Origin of the sequence: Kosakonia sp. CCTCC M2018092 (assembly GCF_003864115.1) — a bacterium.
In the GTDB taxonomy this organism is placed as follows: domain Bacteria; phylum Pseudomonadota; class Gammaproteobacteria; order Enterobacterales; family Enterobacteriaceae; genus Kosakonia; species Kosakonia cowanii.
Map to the genome: position 1 here is coordinate 1,840,998 of NZ_CP034225.1, position 19,319 is coordinate 1,860,316.

Sequence of the window (19,319 nt, forward strand, 5' to 3'; positions counted from 1 at the left end):
ATAACTATCATGGCTGTTATCAATACTAACACCCTGTCGCTCACGACCCAGAACAACCTGACTAAATCACAGTCTTCTCTGGGCACCGCTATTGAGCGTCTCTCTTCCGGTCTGCGTATCAACAGTGCAAAAGATGATGCTGCTGGTCAGGCGATCGCAAACCGTTTCACCTCTAACATCAATGGTCTGGGTGTTGCAGCGCGTAACGCCAACGACGGTATCTCCCTGGCACAGACCGCTGAAGGCGCGCTGGGCGAAATCAACAACAACTTACAGCGTATCCGTGACCTGACCGTTCAGGCACAGAACAGCTCCAACTCCGCGTCCGACATCGACTCCATCCAGGCTGAAGTTAACCAGCGTATGGAAGAAGTGAACCGCGTGACCACCCAGACTGACTTCAACGGCATCAAAGTGCTGAACACCGGTACCGGCAGCAGCAGCTACGACTTCCAGGTGGGTTCTAAAGACAACGAAAAGATCTCCATCAGCCTGAGCTCTTCCAACTCTTACAACCTGTACAACGCCACCGGCGCCACTGCACAGACTACCGGCCAGACCATCAACGGCAACGCCCGTAGCACCGCAGCTGAAGGCTTCGATGTGCTTCAGGGTACCGTAAGCAGCGGCGGCGCTACCAACGGCTCTCCGCTGGCAGATATCGATGCGGCGATCAAATCGGTTGACTCCCAGCGCAGCCTGCTGGGTGCATCCCAGAACCGTTTTGAATCCACCATCACCAACCTGAACAACACCGTGAGCAACCTGTCGTCTGCCCGCAGCCGTATTCAGGACTCCGACTACGCGACCGAAGTGTCGAACATGTCCCGCGCGCAGATCCTGCAGCAGGCCGGTTCTTCCGTGCTGGCCCAGGCCAACCAGGTTCCGCAGACCATGCTGTCCCTGCTGCGTTAATCCGCAGATCACACAGTACAAAAAAGCGCCGCTTGCCGGCGCTTTTTTATTTTCTGCGCTGCTTCTTTTTTCGGCGGAATTTGTTCAAAAAACATAAAAAAGACTAAAGAGTTCGCCGGAGTCGTCGATAACAATTATGACGGTGATGAAGCCGATGGCGCTTACCGGAATATAAATTTCTCACTGAAGGATAACTATCATGGCTGTTATCAATACTAACACCCTGTCGCTCACGACCCAGAACAACCTGACTAAATCACAGTCTTCTCTGGGCACCGCTATTGAGCGTCTCTCTTCCGGTCTGCGTATCAACAGTGCAAAAGATGATGCTGCTGGTCAGGCGATCGCAAACCGTTTCACCTCTAACATCAATGGTCTGGGTGTTGCAGCGCGTAACGCCAACGACGGTATCTCCCTGGCACAGACCGCTGAAGGCGCGCTGGGCGAAATCAACAACAACCTGCAGCGTATCCGTGACCTGACCGTTCAGGCACAGAACAGCTCCAACTCCGCGTCCGACATCGACTCCATCCAGGCTGAAGTTAACCAGCGTATGGAAGAAGTGAACCGCGTGACCACCCAGACCGACTTCAACGGCATCAAAGTGCTGAACACCGGTACCGGCAGCAGCAGCTACGACTTCCAGGTGGGTTCTAAAGACAACGAAAAGATCTCCATCAGCCTGAGCTCTTCCAACTCTTACAACCTGTACAACGCCACCGGCGCCACTGCACAGACTACCGGCCAGACCATCAACGGCAACGCCCGTGCTACTGCAGCTGAAGGCTTCGATGTGCTTCAGGGTACCGTAAGCAGCGGCGGCACCACCGACGGCTCTCCGCTGGCGGATATCGATGCGGCGATCAAATCAGTTGACTCCCAGCGCAGCCTGCTGGGTGCGTCCCAGAACCGTTTTGAATCGACCATCACCAACCTGAACAACACCGTGAGCAACCTGTCGTCTGCCCGCAGCCGTATTCAGGACTCCGACTACGCGACCGAAGTGTCGAACATGTCCCGCGCGCAGATCCTGCAGCAGGCCGGTTCTTCCGTGCTGGCCCAGGCCAACCAGGTTCCGCAGACCATGCTGTCCCTGCTGCGTTAATCCGCAGATCACACAGTACAAAAAGCGCCGCTTGCCGGCGCTTTTTTTATGCAACACGCCAGACAATCGCCAGATTTAAGCCCTTTTCAATAACGTTATTTCCCCCTCGAAAAGCAGCCATTCCCGCACAATAACCATAACTACACTTGCGCCCGCCGTAGCGGGACGAGGTAAAACCGGTTGAGGATGACGGATGCACACCATATTAATCAGTATTGATAGCTTCGACGCGTTCACGCAGCCTGCGGCTGAACTTATTGATATTGCTGACGCGCTAATCGAATCCGGCTGGCACGTCGAGGTCATTTGCCCGACGGCGGGTAAAGCGTTGGGTCACGAAATTGCGCGTCTGACGGCAACAGGCCGCTTCGCGCTTATCACCGATAAGCAGGGCGAGCCTGCCAGCCATTACCAGGTTATCTGGATCTACCGCGGCTTTTTCAGTGAGAAGTTACTCGACGCTCTGAGCGCCGGACGCCTGAGCGGCGCGATGATCTTCCGGCACTACAGCGATTACAATGACATCTACATTCCCTGGGGTGTCGCGCTGGAAAACCGTCTCGCTGCCGTGACGCTCAATCTCTCGCCGCGCACCTCCGCCATGTTATTGCAAACGGGGATCGATCCGGCCCAGCTTCAAACCATGCCGTGGTGCGTGCCGCGCCGCTTTGCGCAGTATGTGCGTACGCGTGAGCCGCAAAAACTTACCCGTGCGCTCTTTATGGCACCGTCGATGTCAACAGAGATGTATGAGGTTCAGTCCCGGGCGTGGGAAGCGGGGATCAAGATTGAGTGGTTCGATCTCAGCCAGCAGGTTGAGCGCATCGAGCCCGCCTGGCTGGAGCAGTACGATGTCATCATCGGCAACGAAGAGAGTGTAGCGAAAGCGCTGGCGCTCGGCATTCCGCTGTTTCTGGTCAACCAGGGTTATGTGGAAGGCTACCTGGGTGACAATAACGTCGCTCAGCATGAGGCGGAACATTTTAGCGCGCTCACGCTGCGCAACTGTCCGGATGCCGAGGAGTGGGTCGACCTGCTGCAAAACGGCTATGCCGAAGCGCTGAAATGGACCCAGGCTCAGCGGGCGCATTTCGCCACTAAATGGACACTGGAGACCCAGCTCGACAGCCTGCTGGCGCAACCTTTGTCAGAGAAGACGCTGCTGATCGATGATAAAGAGCGCTACACCCTGCATTTTCACAGCAAAGCGGTGCTGGCCCAGCAGCAGACCAGCGATTACTCTCTTACCCGCTGGTTTGACGATCGTAAGCTCAGCGATGCCCGTCGCGAGGCGCTGCTCTCCTTTGCCGCAGCGTATCCGCACAAAGCCACCCTCGGCGTCATTATTCTTGGCGAAGGTGCGCAGGCGGCGAAAACCAGAGCGTCGGTTGAGAGCCAGTCACTGGCACCCCTCAGCATTGATGTGATTGCCGAAGAGAGTGGCTGGCCTGCGGCAGTGAACGCGCTGCTTACCACGCGCGAAGCCGGGTCGATGCTGTTTATCCCTGCGGGGTATACCTTACGCGACGACGCGCTGTTGCGTTTCGTCGGGCAAGCGCTGCATCAGCCTGACGCTTTGCTCTTCTACTGCGATGAGATGACGCAGGGCGAAGGCAACGATCCAGAGCTGACGCTGCGCCCGGAAGTGAATATTGATTTACTGCGCGGTTTTCCCTATATCGGGCGCGTGCTGCTCTTCTCACGTGAAGCGGCGCAACAGTTGGGTGGCCTCAATTCACACTATCCGCAGGCGGCGATGATCGATCTGCTGTGGCGCTTTGTTGAAGCGCAGGGGGCGCAGGCGCTGGGACGCGTGGCGGAAGTTCTGGTGGAGAACCCGCAAAAAGCGGCAGCCTGGTATGCGGACCCGGCGGTGATCGACGAGTGTGGCGAGGTGCTGCTTGCGCATCTGCAGCGCCTCGGTATCAACGCCTCGCTGGAGGAGGGCAACGCCCCGGCGATTAAACGTCTTCGCTATCACTGGGGAGCCACGCCGCTTATCTCCATTATTATTCCGACCCGCGATCGCTTTGCTCTGCTTAAGCGCTGCATTGAGAGCCTGATGGAGAAGACGCGTTACCCGCACTATGAAGTGCTGATCGTAGATAACCAGTCCGTTGAGGAGGATGCCTGTCGTTTTCTTAACGATCTTGCCGGGCTTGGCATCGATCAGGTGCGCATTCTGCGTTATGACGCGGCGTTTAACTACGCCGGGATCAATAATGCTGCGGCCCAGCAGGCGCGTGGTGATGTGCTGGTGTTCCTCAATAATGATTGTGAAATCATCGACGGCGACTGGCTTGATAGCTTACTGGAGCAGACGCTGCGCCCGGAAGTGGCACTGGTTGGCGCCAGGCTTGAGTACCAGGATGGCCGTATTCAGCACGGCGGGTATCTCCTCGGCGTGCAGCATGGCGTTGAAGTTGCTTTCGACGGTGCCGACAGCCAGAGCAGCGGTTTTAACCACTTCCTGAAAACGCCGCGTAACCTGGCGGCGGTCAGCGCGGCCTGCATGATGGTGCGTAAAGAGGTGTTTTACGCCCTTAATGGCTTTACCGAGGAGAAGTATCCGCTCTATTTTGCCGACGTTGATCTTGGCTTGCGGGCGCAAAAGCTCGGCTATCTCAATGTCTGGACACCTTACGCCCGCGTTAAACATATGGGCGGGGCAACGCGGCTGCTGGGCAGCAAGATCGGCGTGCAGGAGCGCCCGTTGCTGGAGGATTATGCGACGCTGCGCAAAGAGTGGCAGCAGGGGCTGTTGGCAGAACCCTCTTACCATCCGTTAATGCAAAAGATGGGCAAAGCCTTCACCCTCAGCGACAGCATGGCCCGGCTGCACCCGCCATTGCCGGGGCGGCCGCTGCCGGTGGTAATGGCGCATCATATTAACTGGGTTGGCGGCGGGCATCACCGTGTTATGCAGCCATTTAAAGCGATGGAGCGCCATTTAATGCTGGAGGGCGGACTGATCAACACCATTCCCGGTGTGATGGAGGCCGCACAATTACAGCCGGACGTTATTCTGCTGGAACTGATTACCGGTAGTCGCTTCCCGGATATTTTCAGGCAGTTACGCGAAGTCAGCGCTGCGAAAATCGTGCTGGAGTATGATGACTACCTGCTGAACGTACCGTTAAAGAATGGCAACCGGCAGCATTTCCCACAGCAAATGATTAAAAGCTTCAGAAAAGTGGTGGACAGCGCCGACTGGCTGGTGGTCTCGACCGCGCCGCTGGCGGAGGCTTACAGCCGTTTCCACTCAGACATTCGTATTGCGCAAAACCGCCTGGCACCTCATCAGTGGGGGCATTTACGCAGTGAACGCGGAGTGGGGAAAAAGGTGCGCGTCGGCTGGGCGGGCGGCAGTTCGCACAGCGGCGATCTGGAGATCCTGCTGCCGCTTATCAAGGCGCTTGAAGGGCAGGTTGAGTGGGTCTTTATGGGCATGAAACCGCGCAATGTGCAGTGCGAGTTTCATCCCGGCGTGCCTTTCGAACTCTACCCGGAAAAGCTGGCGAGTCTCAATCTTGATCTCGCGCTGGTGCCGCTGGAAATCAACCAGTTCAACGAGTGTAAAAGTAATCTGCGCCTGCTGGAGATTGGCACCTGTGGCGTGCCGATTATTGCCACCAATATTGAACCGTACCGCTGTGATCTTCCGGTGACGCTGGTGGAAAACCGCTTTAAAGAGTGGATGAACGCCGTGCAGGCCTATATTAACGACGCGGATTTACGCCATCGTCACGGCGACGCGCTGCGCGAAGCCGTGCATCAGCACTGGTATCTACGTGACAGCGGGCTGGACGAGTGGCGTCACGCCTGGTTGCCGACAGCAAAGTAGCGTGCAATATGTAAAAAGGGAGGCCAGATGGCCTCCCTTTTTTATTAGCGTCTATCGCAACCAGGCTTAATCAGGCAGCCAGATACGGGCCTGCTGAAGCAGCGTCTCCTCATCCCAGAACCCCTTCTCCCGCGCATACGCATGCAATGCATCACCAAGGGCGGCTGAGGCAGCGCGATCGTTGAGGTGGTTTTCAATCGCCTCGCGCCACAGTTTAGGTTTGTTCTCCACGCGCGTAACGGCAGCAACATCCCGGGTAGAGAGAAGATCGCTACAGATAACCGGCACGCCGCAGGCACCATATTCCAGCACCCGACGCGGGCTGATAGTGCGATTCCACAAATTATCCGCCATCGGCAGTAAAGCGAGATCCAGATTGAGGCTGGCCAGCTTCTGCGCAAAAAAGGGCGCTTGCACCGCGACGTGATACTCGGTCACCAGCGGGCGCAATGAGGGTGGGCAGTAGCCATAGAAGACCCACTCAACGCGATCCGCCAGCTGACCAATTACCTTGTGAATCACTTCCAGATCGCCGACATCGGCGGCGCTGCCGATCCAGCCAATGCGCATTTTATCGCCGGTACCGCGCAGCGTATTGAGCGCTGACCACAGGCGCGGATCGAGGCGAGCGGGCATAACGCGGATATCGCTATGCAGACCCGCGCACTGCTCCGCCAGCACATCGCTGGCGACCACCAGCCGATCAACATGGCTTAAGGTGGCGCGCAAGGCTGCCGCTACCGCCTGCGGCGGATCGTTGCGCTCCGCCGCGTTCGCCGGCATGGCGGGCAACCACCCGTCGAGGTCGAACACTTTAAAAAGGGCATTCCCCTGCGGCAATCGTCTTAACCACTCCTGCGTGCCGGCACTGATCTGGCGATGAACAATTAACGCATCCGGCGCGAAGCGAGCCAGGTCGACGTAGCTACTGGCGCGGTAATTGATCTGTCCTTCAACCAGCCCCACTTGGTGCATTAACGACAGCGGGGTATCGAGGCGCTGTTGGCTGGTGGGCAGGCTGTGCAGCGGGAAGGAGACCAGGCGCGGGATCGGTTTCCAGTGCAGCGGCTGCCAGCTGTTATGGCGATCTACCTCAAACTGGAAACCTGCGCCATCCTGGGAGAGGTTAGGGTTATAAGCCGGATCGTTGGCGATGATCGGCAACCATTTGCGGTACATGGTGTCCTGTTCAGCCATAAAACGCTGGCGCTTTTTCTCCTGCACCGTTTTATCGACGTGAGTCTGGCTGACGCTGCCCTCATGCATCACCACCGCGTGCGGTGTCCATACCTCTAAATAGCCCGCTTCACGCACTTTCAGACAGAGATCAACATCGTTATAGGAGACGGTAAATTGCGCCTCGTCTAACCCGCCGACCTGCTCATACACAGATTTGCGGATCAGCAAACAGGCGGCGGTCAGCACATTGTAGTTCTGGTCGACACGCAGACGGTTCATATAGCCGCTGCGATCGTTTTCGCTACCGATAAAGGGGTGATCCGCCGGGCCGCGCAGCCCGAGCACCACGCCAGCGTGCTGGATCTTTCCGTCAGGGTAGAGCAGTTTTGCACCGGTGATACCCACTTCCGGTCGCAGAGCGTGGTTGAGAAGATTATCCAGCCAGTCGGGGTTAATGATCGCGGTATCGTTATTCAGCAGTACCAGGTAGTCACCGCGCGCTTCCCGCGCCGCCATATTGTTGATGGCAGAGTAGTTAAAAGGATGCGGATAGCGCAGAACACGGATGCGTTCAGGATCGATGACCGAGATCCCCTCCAGCCACTGCAATGCTTCCGGGGTTTCGCTGTTGTTATCGACAATCAGCAGCTCGTAATTACGGTAGCGCGTTTTTTCCAGCAGGCTGGTGACGCAGGCGATCAGGATGCGCAGCTGATCTTTGGTCGGGATAATAATCGATACCAGCGGTTGTTCCTGATGATGGTAGCGCAGAGCGTAAAGCCCTTCGCCGGTCACCGCCACCTGGCCCTGAGCGTAGCCGCGCTGGTGCAGATGCCCGGTTAAAATGGTCAGCTCTTCCGGCCGGGTGACAATCTCCGGCAGGTGGCCGAGAAGAAATGGCTCCGGAAGGTGTCCGGCAAAACCGATCCCTTTCTGCTCAATCAGGCGCACGATGTACTCAAATTGCCACGCCTGCGCATAGTGCGGGTTGAAACCGCCCAGCTCACGCAGCGTGCGGGTACGAAACAGCCAGTGGCGCGCCATTTCCGCCGGGTAGCTCAGCAGTAAATCGAGGTTAAAGTCAGGGCGAAACGCCGTCGAGTGGATGTCGCCTTCATGCTGATACAGCTCGTCGCCGTAGAGCGCATCACAACTTTCCGCACCGTCCAGCGCCAGATCGAACATCAGCATGCCGCTGGGAAGCAGCGTTTCGCCAGCCTCAAGGAACAGCACCCAGTCTGTTGCATGGTCGTTAAGAAAAGCGTTAATGCGCTGCACCGTTTGCGTTTGCGCCGCGACAACAGTGATGGTGTCCGGCGCGGTTTGTGGCGCGGTTTCGCCTACCGCAACCGCTTCAAGCGTTAGCCCATAGCCGGTGTAGCCATTGACGCTGTCAAGCGTGCGCCGGGTAGCCACCGGATCGCGGTCAGCGTGCAGGATAAACACCGTCAGGGTTTGCGCAATGCCGCGCGCCTTTGCATACGCTTCGGCATAACCACAGTGCTGGGCAGGAAGCGTGCGCTGTTGCAGCCACTGCTGAATTTGATAACTCTGATAATGGCGGTTTGAGAGATGCGTTGCGTGCAGCATGCCGTGAATGATGTTTTCCGGCTGGAACGCTTCAGGGGCGTTCAGCGGTGCCACTTTGAAGACGCAGTTCTCCTCTTTGTTGCCTTTGTACCACCCCATTTCGCGAATAAGCTGCGGGAAGCGGGTGTAGGTACGGTTGATCATCTCGCGATACTTCTCTTCGCGTGCCCACTGGCTGCTCTGATTTTCCGAGATGCGAAACGCGGCGAGAGCGTCAGCAACAAACGCCAGATTGCCATGGCGCAACAGCTTGACGTAGAGGGCGACATCGGCGAGGAAAGGCATCGATTCGCCATTTAATTTAAACAGCTCATCTTTATATGCCAGCAGATCGTCGCGATAGCAGAGCACGGTGCTCGGCTCACCGATAAAGTTCACCTGGTGATCGCCAAGGAAAGCCACCACGTCCGCGCCGTCTATCACCACGTCGCAACCGAAAGGGAAGGCGGTGGCATTAATATCAGCAAGCGGTTTACCCGCTTCGTCAATACGCGTACGTCGGCAGGAAGCCAGACGGTTCAGCGGGGAGGCCTCTATCGCCGCGACCAGCCGGGTTACACACTCCTGATAAATAATGTCATCGTCGTAGAGAAATTTAATGTATTTCCCCTGGGCTTCCTGAATACAGCGACGGACATTGTTCTCTTCACCCAGCTGCGTCTCATTTTTAAAGTAACGGATGGGCATTGCGGCCTGACGCGCGTAACGCTCTGAGAGAAGCCGGATGGTGTCATCGCGACTGTCGTCGCAGATAATAATCTCGCAGTTTGGCCAGCTTTGATTGAGCGCGCTAAGAAGCGCCGTTTCAAAAAAGTCAGGCTTATAAGCTGGAATGGTAATACTTACCAGAGCGTGTTGGTTCATTCTGTATCCGTGTCGAGCCACCTGCGGGCGCAGGGGGCATGATGGGTTCAGAATGAACGCTGTCATACGCCCCTTTATTCAGCCGCTACATCGCTGAATGTTTCTGCGCCTGTTCTGCTGATGGTGAGTAACAAACATTGCCAGTCAGTCGCCTGGCTGGCTGTGAAGGCGCGCAGTTGCGGCCTTATTGATTAGCGGGTTTTCCAGTAATCCATAAAGCCCTCTTTGCCGAACAGCCAAAGGGTTTGCAGTTCATTATTGATGTTGTCGACCAGCGGTTTGATTTCGCTATAGGGCTGGCGCAGCAATACCCAGGATTTACTTTTCGGGCTGTAGAGAGAGGATTGATATCCCCACTGCTCCATCAGAATGCTCATACTTTTATTGGTGTGCACTACCGTATGTACCGGGACATCGGTGTAGAACCAGTCCGGATCGCACGGTACGCGGTCCACCACCACGGTATGAATCAGCAGCGAGCCATTATCCGCCACCAGCGCGTTGACATCGTCGAGATCCTGGCGGGTCAGCACATGTTCGAACATGGCGGAGTTGATCACCATTGACCAGGCACCCTTCTGCGGCTCATCAATATAGCGGTGCTCCGGGTTGCGCACATATTTGTCGTAGCAGGGGATTTCGCGGTTGAAATATTTGCGCTGAATATGGCTGAGCGTGCCATAACCGGAGGCGTAGTCGAGCATGCTGGTGGTATCAATAATGTTATTGCGCGCCAGCAACTCAATCATTAATGCTTGCTCAACATAGGGTGGCTGATTAAACCCTGTAGTATCGCGGCCACCGGTTTCGCTGTAGTGGTGGAAATCAATATTTAACTTTTCCCACTCTTCATGGCTCAGCTCTTTATGCGTCTGTGAACTCAAAAAGCCGCAATGGGGACACTCATAAAACTGCACCGGCACCAGCTTGCGGGTAAAACTCTCGGTTGACGGCGCGCAATAGTTATCTTTTTGAAAATAAAATTTCATTTCCGTGTCGCAGATAAGGCAAGTGTTTGTTTTCATGAAGATCCTGATAATTTCGCCATAAGGGTGAGAAAAGAGGGTGGCGGTAGCGGAGTGTACTCAGTCAGCCTGGTCGCCAGTCTATAGAATGAATTTGACATAATTTGCGCATATTCAGCCGCTAAATATCCGCTGTTTTGCCCCTCTTTTTATGGGATAGCGCGTTCGTATCGATAATTAGCACCTGAAATAGGGTTTGTTTTACCGATAAGCCCGCCGGGCTATCGCTATGATGCATATCTACCCTTTATTCCTGTAGGTCCGCGTATGGGCGATAACATCTTTGTCACAAGTCCTCTGTTGCCTCCTCTTGAGGAGTTCATTCCTTATATGGAGCAGATTTGGCGTAATCGCATCCTCACCAACGGGGGGGATTTTCACCAGCAACTGGAGGCTGAGCTTGCCGACTACCTGGGGGTGAAACATGTATGCCTCTTTTCAAACGGTACACTGGCGCTGCTTACCGCGCTCCAGGCATTGCGCGTGACGGGCGAGGTGATTACCACCCCTTATTCGTTTGTCGCCACCTCACATACGCTGCTGTGGAATGGGTTAACGCCTGTCTTTGCGGACATCAATCCCCAGACGTTTAATATCAGCCCGGAGTGCATCGAAGGGCTGATCACCCCGCAAACCACCGCGATCATGCCGGTGCACTGTTACGGTATTCCCTGCGAAATCGACAAGATCCAGCAGATTGCCGATATCTATGGCCTGAAAGTTATCTATGATGCTGCCCACGCCTTCGGCGTTCGTCAGAATGGCACCAGCATCCTCAATCACGGCGACTTATCCGTGCTGAGTTTCCATGCCACCAAAGTGTTTAACACTTTTGAAGGCGGGGCGATCATCTGCCACGATGCGCGGACAAAACAGCGTATTGATTACCTGAAAAACTTCGGTTTTGCCGGCGAGACACGCGTTGTCGCCCCCGGTATCAACGCCAAGATGAATGAGATGGAAGCGGCATTTGGTCTGTTACAGCTGAAATATATTGATGGCGCACTGGCCGCGCGCAAAACGATCTACCAGCGCTACTGTGAAGGCTTGCAGGATGTGGCGGGGATTACGTGGTTTGATGCCGGTGGACGTTTTGAGTGGAACCACGCTTATTATCCGGTGCTGGTGGAAGGGGACTACCCAATGGCGCGCGACGCGCTCTACGAGGCGCTGAAAGAGGAGGGGATCTACTCCCGTCGCTATTTTTACCCGCTGATTAGCTCCTTCGCCATGTATCGCCACTTACCGTCAGCCGCACCTGAACACCTGCCAGCGGCAAACGTTATTGCCGAGAAGATCCTCTGTCTGCCGATCTACCCTGACTTAACGGAAGCAGAACAGCAGCGCGTGATTGATGTGGTGCGTAAACATGCGCACCATAAAGGTAAGCCCGGCGGCCCGGTAAAAGAGGTGGCCTGAACAAAAAAGCTCTGTTTTCACAGAGCTTTTTTTTATCCTTTTATCCTGGCCGGTGGCACCGCATAGAGCACCAGTTCGTAGGCCAGCCGCGGATGGTGCGCACGCAAATAGAAGCGATAATCGCTGTGCAACTGCTGGATAAAGTGCGGAATGGAGAGCAGATCGCCCGGTTTATGATAAAGGCTGATGGCCAGTATCGGTTGCCAGCGAGCGATCGTCTCCTGCGCCCCCTCGAGCGCAGCCAGCTCAGCCCCTTCGATATCCATCTTAATAAAGCTCACCCGCTCACCTGCGGTAACATCGTCAATCTTCATCAAATCGATCTTGTCGCCATGCGCACTCTCGCTCAACGACGAGGAGAAGGAGTTAGAAGCATTAAAATAGAGCGTGGTGGCTTCATTCCATACACCGGCCTGGAAATGGAGACACTGCGGCAGCGCGGCGGTATTTTTTTTCAACTGGGCAAATGTCGTGCTGTCCGGCTCGAAAGCGTAAATTCGCCCGGCATCGCTCGCGCCATCGCGGGCCAGCGCGCGGGTAAACGCGTTGATGCTGTCGCCGTCAAAGGCCCCGCAGTCAATAAACACTTCATTATCTTTCAGAGCAATAATCTCTTGCGGAAAGTAGTGCTGCGGGTGGTACAGCGCGCCATATTCGCCTTCGCATGCGCTGATGCGCTGGTTCAGGTAGGCCAGTAAAGTCGCTTTTGAGGTTTCATCCGCCAGCTGCTCATAGAGTGCGGTTAACGGCTGCTGATGCGCCTCGCACCAGGCGAAAGTAAAGTACTCTTTGGTGTTCACGCCCATGAACGCGCAATCAAAGAACAGCATCTCGTGGGCGTTCTGGCTCAGGCTGGCTTTCAGCGCCTCGTCGACAAACTGCATGGCGACAATGTAGTTATAGCGTCTGCCCGTCTGCGCCAGCGCTTCAAAGGAGACCAGCGGGCGGCCATTAAACTCACTTCCGGGGCGCAGGTAGTCGCGGCCAATCGCCACTTCATCAACAGGCATCTGTTCACGCTGCATAAATGCCCAGGTCTCTTGTGCCGCATAGCCCGCGCCGCAAAGCACAATGGGATCGCCATTGGCCTGCATCCGCGCCACGCTATCGATAAAGGTGTTACGGCGGGCAGAAATCAGATTCAGGATTGAGGTCATCGCCATCTCCGGGGCATAAATTAAAAAAGTAGAGCCGGGCTTAAATGCCGGCGGCAATGCGTCTGGTCAGCATCGCGACCAGATCATAGCCATCCCAATGCAAAGTGAAGTCTAGCGTATGGCCAAACGGGACAATGCGATCCACCCCTTTCGGCCTGTGGGTGGCAAGCCACTGATTAACGCTCTCTTTCTCGACGCCGAACAGCGCCAGCGTTTGGCAACGTTCGCCGCAGATCGAGGTGATCTCATCCAGCGAAGCCGCCTCAAACTCCATGAAAAAACCGCAGTTGCCGCGCAGCGCCATGACCTCTTCTGTCAGTTCCGGCAGGTCTATGCGAAGCAGTAAATTATCGTCGTCAGAGGCCTTTCTGACCCCCGGGTAGTGGGCCGCCAATTGATACAGACGACTCAGCTTATCGACGGCCGCCACCGGCTCCAGGGTATAACGCGGTGCGGCGTAGTCGCGAAAGTGTTGCCAGAAGAGCGTCCGGGCGTGCGCTGCATCTTGCCCCAGCCACACCACCAGCGCCGGTGAGGAGCAGGCATTCTGATCGTTGAGCAGGGTATCGTTAAAGAACGCCTGTGCCAGCGCGGCTTTGTCCTCATGCGCCAGGTAGCGTTCGGCGTCGATCGCCGCCAGCGAGTAGCGATCGGCAAAGGCGATGTCGAGCGCGCGCACCGGGAGCGGTGAGCGGCGGATCTGGGCGATGGTTTCATCCCCACCCCAGATAATCCGCGTATCGCACAGCGCCGAGAGCGCATCATTAATGGCTTGTTGACGCCCGTAGCGCAGCAGACAAATCCAGGGCGCAAGCGCCGGGTGTTCTGCCAGCGCGGCGGATAATAAGCGCACAATTATCGTCACCTGCGGGTGATCGCGCCCGGGTAAGCGCACGATATTGGCATTGCCGGTCAGCAGCCCGCTAAACAGCGAGTAGGCAAAATTCGCCGCAACGTTACCCGGCGCGATATGAAACGCCACGCCGCGGCCAAAGCGCTGGGCGAGATCGCCGCAGCTGGCGCGCATCTGCGCCAGCGACGCCGGTCGACACCAGAAGCCGAGGCTCACCACATCGGGCCACGCTTTCGCTTCGCTGTCTCGCAGCGTCAGGCGCGAAAAGGTGTGCAGAAATTCCAGCACCGGCGCGGCAAAGGGAGCAAACGGGGCCAGTGTCGGCATCGCCCGCAGCTGTGCTTCATCGCCAATGGCAAAGGTTATGCCGTCAAAATGTGGCTGCATACGTGTCGCTACACCCTCTTAATTCTGCTTTTTTCAGCCGGCCAAACAGGTGGAAGTACTTCCCTTTGCGCCCGCAGGGGCAGTCATCTTCACCCAGCAGCACGCCCTCATCTTCTGTCAGCAGGGAGTGACCCGGATAGGACTCCGGGAGCAGGGAGAGCACCTGAACGATCCCGCGCTCTCCAACCGGCGCGCAGGAGAAATCGGCTGCGTTACGGATAATCACATCTGAGAAAATAGAGCTGTGCAGATGGCCCTCTTCGCACTGCATCGAAATTGAGCCAGTCTGCTCCACCATGCCGTAGTAGTCATGCACCGCGGGCAGCCCGCAAACAGCCTGTAAACGACGGGCGAACTCAGCCGGTGAGACCGCCTCGTTTTGCAGCTTTTTCCAGCCGCCGCCATGGATCAGCAGCGCGTTATCCAGCGCCAGTCTCTTTCCGCTGGCCGCCAGCGCTTTATAAAAGTGCTGCCAGACCATAAAGGTGAAGCCAAACATCAGGATGCGCTTGCCGCGGTGTTTTTCCAGGAACGCCTCGATCGCCGCAACATTCAGGTTCATCTCTTCATCCAGCGCCCATGCGCGATCGGCACCAAAGAGGGAGAAACCGAGAATGCCCGCACCGCGCGCCGAGAAGTGCAGGCGATCTTTAAGCACTTCAGGCGAGTCGATAATCAGCATCGGCATCCGCCCGGCACCGGTAAAGTGGCTGACAATCTTTACCAGCGTTTTTTGCTGCATCGCCGCGGTGGTTTTATCGAGAAAAATGCGCGATACCTGCTGGCCGGTGGTGCCGGAAGAGGTCATGGTTTTCACCACCTCTTCATCCGCCACGCTTTTGAGCGTTAACGTCTTAAACAGCGATACCGGCAGGAAAGGGATCTCTTCAGGCGCGTTAATCGCCTGCGGCGCAATACCCTGCGCATCCAGCATCTGGCGATAGGGCGCGCAGTGCGCATAGTGATGGGCGGTCAACGCTTTCAGCCGCGCCAGCTGCAACGCGCGTTTTTCCTCGCGCGCCAGCGAGTAGGGGGCGATGGCCAGCATCTCATCAAGAGTGAGGGACATGTTCTTTCAGCCTGTGATAGAGCGTCTTACCCGCCGGGTTTTTGGGAATGTCAGCCAGGATAACCGTCTGAAACGCGCTGGCATGCAGATGGCTTACCTGGGCGGCATACTGTTTCACCGCGGCGGCCAGCGACGTATCGGTAAGAAAGATACAGAGCAGATCGTCGCGTCCATCGCAGGCGAGGCTGACATCCGGGAAGGCGGTTTTTAACAGCGCTTCCATCTCATCCAGACCCACGCGGTTACCGAATATTTTCAAAAAACGCTTTTTGCGCCCGACAATGCGGTAGAAGCCCGCCTCATCAAAGGTGGCGATATCGCCGGTGTGCAGCGTGCCGGAAAACCGATCGCCGAGCGCTAAATCTTCGCCGCATTCGGCGTAGCCCAGCGCCACGTTATCGCCGCGATAAATCAGTTCACCCTGCGTATTCGGCGTGGTGATGGGTTGGTTTGTCTCATCCAGCAACAGAAACTCGCCGCCCGGAATCGGTTTACCGATAGCGCCGTAACGCGCGTCGGCCTCTTCCGGCGGCAGCCAGGCCATACGCGAGGTCGCTTCTGCGGCACCGTACATAACGATAAAACGCTTTCCGTTCTGACGGGCAAACTCGGTGTACTCCTGCTGCAACGCTGGCGAAAGTTTGCCCCCGGCCTGGGTCAGAGTGCGCAGATCCGGCAGATCCATGCGCATAAAACGCAGCTTGCGCAGCATCTCCCAGGTGTAGGGCACCCCGGCGAAGGAGCTGGCGCGCGTCTCGCGGACAAAGTTCCACAGCTCGCGCTGCATCACGCTATGCCCCGTCAGGAGTAGGGTAGCGCCAGCATGTAAATGGCTGTTGATGATCGATAAGCCGTAGACATAGTTGATCGGCAGGCTTACCAGCCCGCGCTCATCGCCATCAATCTGTAAATAGTGCGCGATACTGGCGGCGTTGCTCTGCAAATTACGTTTACTCAGGCGCACCAGTTTCGGGCTGCCGGTCGAGCCGGAGGTCGACATTAGCAGTGCCAGATCGTCATGCAGCGGCCAGGGCGTGAGCCCGGTGGCCGTCAGCTGATAGCCCGTCTCCTGCGGTTGCCAGAGCAGTGCCGGGCGGTAGGTATCAATTAATTGTTGCGCCAGCGTCTCATCAAGCGCGCTGTCGAGCAGCAGGGCGACCGCATCTGCTTGCAGGCAGGCGAGATAGCCAATTACCGCGTCGGCCTGGTTCTGGCAAAAGAGAAAAACCAGCGAGCGGGCGGGAAGCTTACCGGCCAGCGCATTAACTCTGGCAGTCAGCTCGCCATAGCTGAGCTGCTGCCCGCGATCGTCGATCAGCGCCAGCCGCGCAGCATCGTGTTGTTGCGTCTGCCAGAAGGGGATCATTGCAGTGCGTCCACAATCCGTGCGCACACCTGCGCGGCGGTCAGGCCGCTCTGCTCCAGCATCCAGCCGTAGTCGCCAGCGTGCGGATAACCTTGCGGGATACCGACAATCATCTGTCGCGGCCGCTGCGCCTGATTAGCGATGCACTCCGCCACGGCGCTGCCAAGACCGCCGATCACGCTGTGCTCTTCCAGCGTTACCAGCAATTTTTTCCCCAGCTGCGCGCTGATGGCGGCTTCATCCAGCGGCTTGATGGTGTGCATATCAATCACCGTGGCGTCAATGCCGCGTTCGGCTAATTGTGTGGCGCAGGTGAGGGCAACATGCACCATGCTGCCAGTGGCGATAAGCGCAATGTCGTCGCCTTCGCGCAGGGTAATCGCTTTACCGGGGATCAGTTCAAAATCTTCTTTATAGACGATGGGCGCGCGCATACCGCCGGTAAGGCGGAGATAGACCGGGCCATCGTAGGCCAGCGCCGCCTGGGTCATTTTGACCGTGGCGGTACAATCTGCCGGGGAGAAAATGGCGATGTTGGAGACCGAGCGCAGCATTGCCAGCTCTTCGATACCGTGGTGCGTGGCGCCGAACATGCCTGTCGCCAGACCTGAGGCCAGCCCGACCAGCTTAACGTTCTCCTGCATATAACCGAGGTTAAGGCGCACCTGTTCTGCCGCGCGCAGCGTCAGAAAGTTAGGAAACGAGGTGGCGAACGGCACAAAGCCGCTGGAAGCCAGACCTGCGGCGACGCCCACCAGATTCTGTTCAGCGATGCCGGTATTAAAGAAGCGTTCGGGATAAGTAGTGCTAAAGCGATCGAGGCCCGAGGATTTACAGAGATCGCCGGAGAGCGCCACGATGCGCGGATCGTCGTGCGCCAGCTCAAGCAGCGTCATGCCAAAGGTGCCGCGCGAGCCGAGCATTGACCAGGAGCGGATAGCCGCAGGTTTAAACTCAATCATCTTCGCCCCCGTGCAGCCCGGTAAGCGCATCAGAGAGCTGCTGTGCCGAGACGCGGTTACGGTGAAACTCTTTACTGTTTTCCATAAACGACACCCCTTTGCCTTTGACCGTGTTGGCGATAATCACCTTCGGTTTACCGTTGTGCGGTGCGGCGAAGGCCGCTTGCAGTGCGTCAATATCGTGCCCATCACAGACAATGGTTTCCCAGTGGCAGGCGCGCCACAGCGCTTCCAGATCCATCTGCATCACCTCGGCGGTAAAACCATCGGATTGCAGGCCGTTACGGTCAACGATCAGGGTCAGGTTATCGATCTTATGGTGCGCTGCCATAAACGCCCCTTCCCAGATAGCCCCCTCGTTGCACTCGCCGTCGCCGACCAGCACATAGGTGTGCCACGTTTCGCCGTTCAGGCGGCGTCCAAGCGCCAGCCCGGTCGCGAAGGAGAGCCCCTGCGCCAGGCTGCCGCCGGAGAAGTCGATACCATATTCCGGGTGTTTAGTCGGGTGAACCTGCAGCACCGAGCCGTTGATCTCAAACTCATTGAGCTGCGCCTCGGTAATAATGCCGAATTCGCACAGCGTGGCGTACAGCCCCAGCGCCGCGTGGCCTTTACTGAGGATAAAAATATCCCGTTGCTTGCTGGTGATCTGCTGCGCATCGTAACGCATCACGCTGCCATACAGCGTACTCAGGATGTCGGTCATCGACAGTGCAGGGGAGACATGCACGCCATCGCTCGGCGCGTGATGTGCCACATTAACGATACGGCGACGGATGCGTCGCGCGGCGTTCTGAATTTTATGCGTCATTTGAGACCACCATCGACACGAATTGTTTGGCCTGTGATATAGCTCGAGAGATCGCTGGCGAGAAAAAGCGCTAGCTGGGCAATCTCAGAAGGGGAACCTGCCCGGCGCAGATCGGTGCGTTTTTTCGCCTCTTCTACCACTTCAGCGGGCATGGTTTGCAGCATATCTGTTTCGGTTATGCCGGGGGCAATAGCGTTAGCGCGGATGCCTTTTTCGCCCAGCTCTGCCGCTATCGATGCGGTCATGGCAACCAGCGCGGCTTTTGAAGCGCCATAGGCTGCTTTACCGGGATTGCCATCTTCCGCTGCCGTTGAGGCGATATTAATGATGCTGCCGCGCTGCTGGCGCAGCATGAGTTTTGAGATGTACTGCGTGAAGAGAAAAACAGAGAAAAAATTCACTTCAAATTGCGTACGTAACTGCGTCTCGCTGGTCATCTGAAAGAGGCTATTGCAGGCTACGCCAGCGTTATTGATAAGCGCATCAATGGGACGTTTATCCGCCATGATCTGCTTGACCGCTGTTTTCATCGCCGCGGTGTCGGTGATATCAAAGCCGAGTGGCCAGATATTAACCTGATGCAGGTCGGCTATCTCACTCATCTGGCCGGTAAACGCGTCATCAGCCTGGCGGGCATGGGCATAAATGTTTGCCCCGTTCGCGGCGAAGAGTTTGACCATCTCCAGCCCCATACCCCGGCGACAGCCAGTGATAATTACGTTTTTTCCTTGCATCAACATTTCTGGCTTCCTCAACGACCGATGCGTTAGCGA

At 56.7% G+C, this 19,319-nt stretch carries 13 protein-coding genes; 4 read left to right on the top strand and 9 right to left on the bottom strand.

Annotated features, from left to right (window positions below; genetic code table 11):
* The first annotated feature begins 9 nt into the window (after positions 1-9).
* The 3 genes from EH164_RS08715 (at position 10) to EH164_RS08725 (ending at position 5,864) form a co-directional block, all read left to right on the top strand.
* The gene (locus EH164_RS08715) at positions 10-915 is read left to right on the top strand and encodes a flagellin (protein WP_124967949.1); all 906 of its coding nucleotides are present in this window, start codon (positions 10-12) and stop codon (positions 913-915) included.
* A 199-nt stretch (positions 916-1,114) separates the two neighbouring features.
* Positions 1,115-2,020 carry a flagellin gene (locus EH164_RS08720; protein WP_124967950.1) on the top strand — a complete coding sequence of 302 codons (906 nt, stop codon included), beginning with the start codon at positions 1,115-1,117 and terminating at the stop codon, positions 2,018-2,020.
* Between the two features lie 193 nt (positions 2,021-2,213).
* Complete coding sequence (locus EH164_RS08725; protein ID WP_124967951.1) at positions 2,214-5,864, top strand: glycosyltransferase; 3,651 nt, start codon at positions 2,214-2,216, stop codon at positions 5,862-5,864.
* 66 nt (positions 5,865-5,930) lie between these two features.
* On the opposite strand, the gene EH164_RS08730 is transcribed toward EH164_RS08725, so the two are convergent.
* Positions 5,931-9,497: a glycosyltransferase gene (locus EH164_RS08730; RefSeq protein WP_164483608.1), complete on the bottom strand. Its 3,567-nt coding sequence runs from the start codon at positions 9,495-9,497 to the stop codon at positions 5,931-5,933.
* A 191-nt stretch (positions 9,498-9,688) separates the two neighbouring features.
* Positions 9,689-10,486, bottom strand: a complete 798-nt coding sequence (locus EH164_RS08735; RefSeq protein WP_235180448.1) for a class I SAM-dependent methyltransferase — start codon at positions 10,484-10,486, stop codon at positions 9,689-9,691.
* Positions 10,487-10,789: 303 nt separating this feature from the next.
* Between EH164_RS08735 and EH164_RS08740 the strand changes: the two genes are divergently transcribed.
* Complete coding sequence (locus EH164_RS08740; protein ID WP_034813178.1) at positions 10,790-11,941, top strand: DegT/DnrJ/EryC1/StrS aminotransferase family protein; 1,152 nt, start codon at positions 10,790-10,792, stop codon at positions 11,939-11,941.
* A 32-nt stretch (positions 11,942-11,973) separates the two neighbouring features.
* On the opposite strand, the gene EH164_RS08745 is transcribed toward EH164_RS08740, so the two are convergent.
* Genes EH164_RS08745 through EH164_RS08775 form a run of 7 tightly spaced genes read right to left on the bottom strand, consistent with a single transcriptional unit; the run spans position 11,974 to position 19,286 of the window.
* The gene (locus EH164_RS08745; protein ID WP_164483609.1) at positions 11,974-13,098 is read right to left on the bottom strand and encodes an FkbM family methyltransferase; all 1,125 of its coding nucleotides are present in this window, start codon (positions 13,096-13,098) and stop codon (positions 11,974-11,976) included.
* A 40-nt stretch (positions 13,099-13,138) separates the two neighbouring features.
* Positions 13,139-14,338 (bottom strand): acyl-CoA reductase, encoded by a 1,200-nt coding sequence (locus tag EH164_RS08750; RefSeq protein ID WP_124967954.1) that lies wholly within the window; start codon positions 14,336-14,338, stop codon positions 13,139-13,141.
* Entirely contained in the window at positions 14,322-15,407 is a 1,086-nt protein-coding gene (locus tag EH164_RS08755; RefSeq protein WP_124967955.1) for an acyl-protein synthetase, read from the bottom strand. Before EH164_RS08755 ends, EH164_RS08750 begins: the two co-directional genes overlap by 17 nt.
* Positions 15,391-16,773, bottom strand: coding sequence for an AMP-binding protein (locus EH164_RS08760; RefSeq protein ID WP_124967956.1), 1,383 nt, complete (start codon positions 16,771-16,773; stop codon positions 15,391-15,393). Before EH164_RS08760 ends, EH164_RS08755 begins: the two co-directional genes overlap by 17 nt.
* The gene (locus EH164_RS08765; protein WP_124967957.1) at positions 16,770-17,735 is read right to left on the bottom strand and encodes a transketolase family protein; all 966 of its coding nucleotides are present in this window, start codon (positions 17,733-17,735) and stop codon (positions 16,770-16,772) included. The genes EH164_RS08760 and EH164_RS08765 overlap by 4 nt, the downstream gene beginning before the upstream one ends.
* Positions 17,728-18,546: a transketolase gene (locus EH164_RS08770; protein WP_023480138.1), complete on the bottom strand. Its 819-nt coding sequence runs from the start codon at positions 18,544-18,546 to the stop codon at positions 17,728-17,730. Before EH164_RS08770 ends, EH164_RS08765 begins: the two co-directional genes overlap by 8 nt.
* Positions 18,543-19,286, bottom strand: coding sequence for an SDR family NAD(P)-dependent oxidoreductase (locus tag EH164_RS08775; protein WP_124967958.1), 744 nt, complete (start codon positions 19,284-19,286; stop codon positions 18,543-18,545). Before EH164_RS08775 ends, EH164_RS08770 begins: the two co-directional genes overlap by 4 nt.
* Between the last annotated feature and the right edge of the window lie 33 nt (positions 19,287-19,319).